Genomic DNA, 2947 nt, shown 5'->3' with positions numbered 1-2947 from the left:
AGAAAAGCCCCCACAAACTGACCGGCAGAAAAGATGGAAAGAAAATCGATGTTTGTGCTGGCGCTGTAAAAGGAAATTGGCACGCTACCGCCTGCCAGCTTGGGAAAAACAAACAGCAAACGACGATTTTGACGCTGGCATCAAAGAAGGAATAAACAACAAAACTCTCACGCCAGCAAGCGAAAAAAAGCTTACCGATTTCTTCTGAACTTTTTGATAGAACTGGACAAAAAAACTACCAACACTGAAAAGCTCAAAGGTTTGCAACTCTGGTAAAAACACAGCAGCTAACGCCAAAATAAGCGGCGCCGCATCGCGGCGTCCGGTGGAGCGCAGCGGAACGAACTTGATTTTTTTGTTAGCTGCGTACGCCCGTAAAATGGTTGAACTGTGACGAAAACCTGAAGCGAGTACGACTGGCAACAAAGTAAAAAACAGAAGATTTAACGCCAGAGATTATGCACGCCGCTGCAAACCATGCAGAACCAAAATGCCGCAAACCAGTTTGAACCAGAAGGTTTGACAACTTGAAGTTTACGACAATGTAACTTTCTAGCCTAGAACAAACCTGAATTTTGCACATTACAAAAAATCGGATAAAACCCCACCAACTGACCGACAGAAAAGATGGAATGGAAACTGATCTCTGTGCTGGCGTGACAAAAAGAAATTGGTAAGCTATCGCTTGCCAGCTTGGAAAAAACAAACAGCAAACGACGATTTTGACGCTGGCATAAAAGAAGGAATTAACGACAAAACTCTCACGCCAGCTTGCAAAAATAAGCCTACCGATTTCTTCTGAACTTTTCGATAGAACTGGACAAAAAAACTACCAACACTGAAAAGCTCRCAGGTTTGCAACTCTGGTAAAAACACAGCAGCTAACGCCAACTTAAGCGGCGCCGCAGGCGTCCGCTTGAAGTTTTTGTTGAACCAAGCCGCTAACGCGGCAAAAAATACCGTAGATACTCTCCATTTTACTATATCCAATACTTCCTAATAACCGCACCACTCAGGTTCGGCTTATTAGGAAGCAATCAACATGGAACGTTCTGARCAAACCCGGTTCGACGAACTATACCAAAAACACCTCACCACCCTGAAGCTTCAAGGTAAAAGAAAATCCACCATTGATCTATACAGCAGGCCATTACGGCGAGTAGCAGCATTCTTTGACCGTTGCCCTGATAGACTCACGCCCGATGACTTAAAAACCTACTTTGCTGCATTGGTAGAGAGTCATTCCTGGAGCACAGTCAAAACTGATCGTAACGGRCTGCAATTTTTCTGGAAGCATGTTCTGGGTAAACATTGGGACTTTGTTGAAATTATCAAACCCCCCACCGTTAAACGACTTCCGGTTATCCTGACTCNTTCATAAAATAAGTATCGCCATTCACCAACATGGAGAAATAGTTAGTTCAGCCAGTCAGACAGGGAAATCAGACGCCAGACTACGTAATGCAGTGATCGGGTAACGCTCATTCTGAATAAAGAGAGTTCAATATAAACGCTCTGATTTGATCGCCACCAAAAAAGAAAACTTCTATAGACCACCCTCACCAGAAATCAATCCGGGCTTGTGCAACAACCGGATAAGATTGCGGCTAAGCGCAATCTATCCTTATTCGTTAGCTGCGGAAGCCCGTAAAATGGTTAAACTGTGACGGAAACCCGAAGCGAGTACAACTGGCAACAAAGTAAAAACCAGAAGATTTACCACCAGAGATTTTGAACGTTGCTGAAAACCACGCTGAACCAAAATACTTCGAAACAGTTTGAGCCAGAGGGTTTGACTACTTGATGTTTACGACAATATAACTTCCTGGCCTGCATAAAACCTGACACTTTGCATGCTACAGAAAACCAGAGAAACCCCCAGCAACTCACCGATAGAAAAGATGGAAAGGAAACCGATTTTTCTGCTGGCGCTGTAAAAGAAAATTTGTACTTTAGCACTTACCAGCTTGGGAACAACCAACAGCAAACGACGATTTTGACGCTGGCATAAAAGAAGGAAAAAACGACAAAACTCTCACGCCAGCTTGCAAAACGAAACTTACCGACTTCTATTGAACTTTACGAGAGAACCGAACAAAAAAACTTCCAACGCTAAAAAACTATCAGGTTTACAACTCTGGTAGAAACACAGCAGCTAACGCCAAAATGTGCGGCGCGCCGCAGGCGCGTCCGGTGAGCGCAGCGAACGAACACGATTTTTTTGTTAGCTGCGTAAGCCCGTAAAATGGTTAAACCGTGACGTAAACCTGAAGCAAGTACAACTGGCGACAAAGTAAAAACCAGAAGATTTACCACCAAAGGTTTTGTAATCAGCTGCAAACCACACGGAACCAAAATGCCGCAAACCAGTCTGAACCAAAAGGTTTAACTACTTGAAGTTTACGACAATGTAATTTTTTGACCTGGCACAAACCGGAAACTTTGCACGCTACAGAAAACCAGAGAAAACCCCACCAACTGACCAATAGAAAAGATGGAAAGGAAACCGATTTTTCTGCTGGCGCTGTAAAAGAAAACTTGTACGTTAGCACTTGCCAGCTTTGMAACAACCAACAGCAAACGACGATTTTGACGCTGGCATAAAAGAAGGAATAAACAACAAAACTCTCACGCCAGCTTGCAAAAAAAAGCTTACCGATTTCTTCTGAACTTTTTGATAGAACTGGACAAAAAAACTACCAACACTGAAAAGCTCACAGGTTTGCAACTCTGGTAAAAACACAGCAGCTAACGCCAACTTAAGCCGCGCCGCAGGCGTCGGCTTGAAGTTTTTGTTAGCCGCCTCGCCCGTAAAATGTTTTCTGCTTTGCACCGGCCTGGCAGCAACTTCACTTTGTCAGGTACAAAACCAGAAAAACAAAAGAACCAAAGATTTCTCAGACAAAACAGAACCAGAAATATCTTTGAAGAAGTTTACACGGAACCA

At 43.6% G+C, this 2947-nt stretch carries 3 protein-coding genes and 1 pseudogene; 2 read left to right on the top strand and 2 right to left on the bottom strand.

Features of this window, described 5'->3' with window-relative positions:
* Window positions 1-208, top strand: a 208-nt coding sequence (locus AKL11_RS26115; protein WP_216636844.1) for a hypothetical protein, incomplete at its 5' end; no start/stop codon positions are given.
* A gap of 470 nt (window positions 209-678) precedes the next feature.
* Here AKL11_RS26115 and AKL11_RS23935 read toward each other — a convergent pair.
* Window positions 679-990: a hypothetical protein gene (locus tag AKL11_RS23935; protein WP_067522840.1), complete on the bottom strand. Its 312-nt coding sequence runs from the start codon at window positions 988-990 to the stop codon at window positions 679-681.
* A 52-nt stretch (window positions 991-1042) separates the two neighbouring features.
* On the opposite strand from AKL11_RS23935, the pseudogene AKL11_RS23930 reads away from it, so the two are divergent.
* Window positions 1043-1373 (top strand): annotated as a pseudogene (locus AKL11_RS23930) (site-specific integrase); the annotation flags it as partial.
* A gap of 1172 nt (window positions 1374-2545) precedes the next feature.
* On the opposite strand, the gene AKL11_RS23920 reads toward AKL11_RS23930, so the two are convergent.
* Complete coding sequence (locus AKL11_RS23920; RefSeq protein WP_067522834.1) at window positions 2546-2833, bottom strand: hypothetical protein; 288 nt, start codon at window positions 2831-2833, stop codon at window positions 2546-2548.
* Window positions 2834-2947 lie beyond the last annotated feature (114 nt).

This window comes from Endozoicomonas ascidiicola (assembly GCF_001646945.1).
GTDB lineage: Bacteria > Pseudomonadota > Gammaproteobacteria > Pseudomonadales > Endozoicomonadaceae > Endozoicomonas > Endozoicomonas ascidiicola.
Note: the sequence above shows the minus strand (reverse complement) of the source record. Positions and strands in the feature narration are given on the sequence as shown.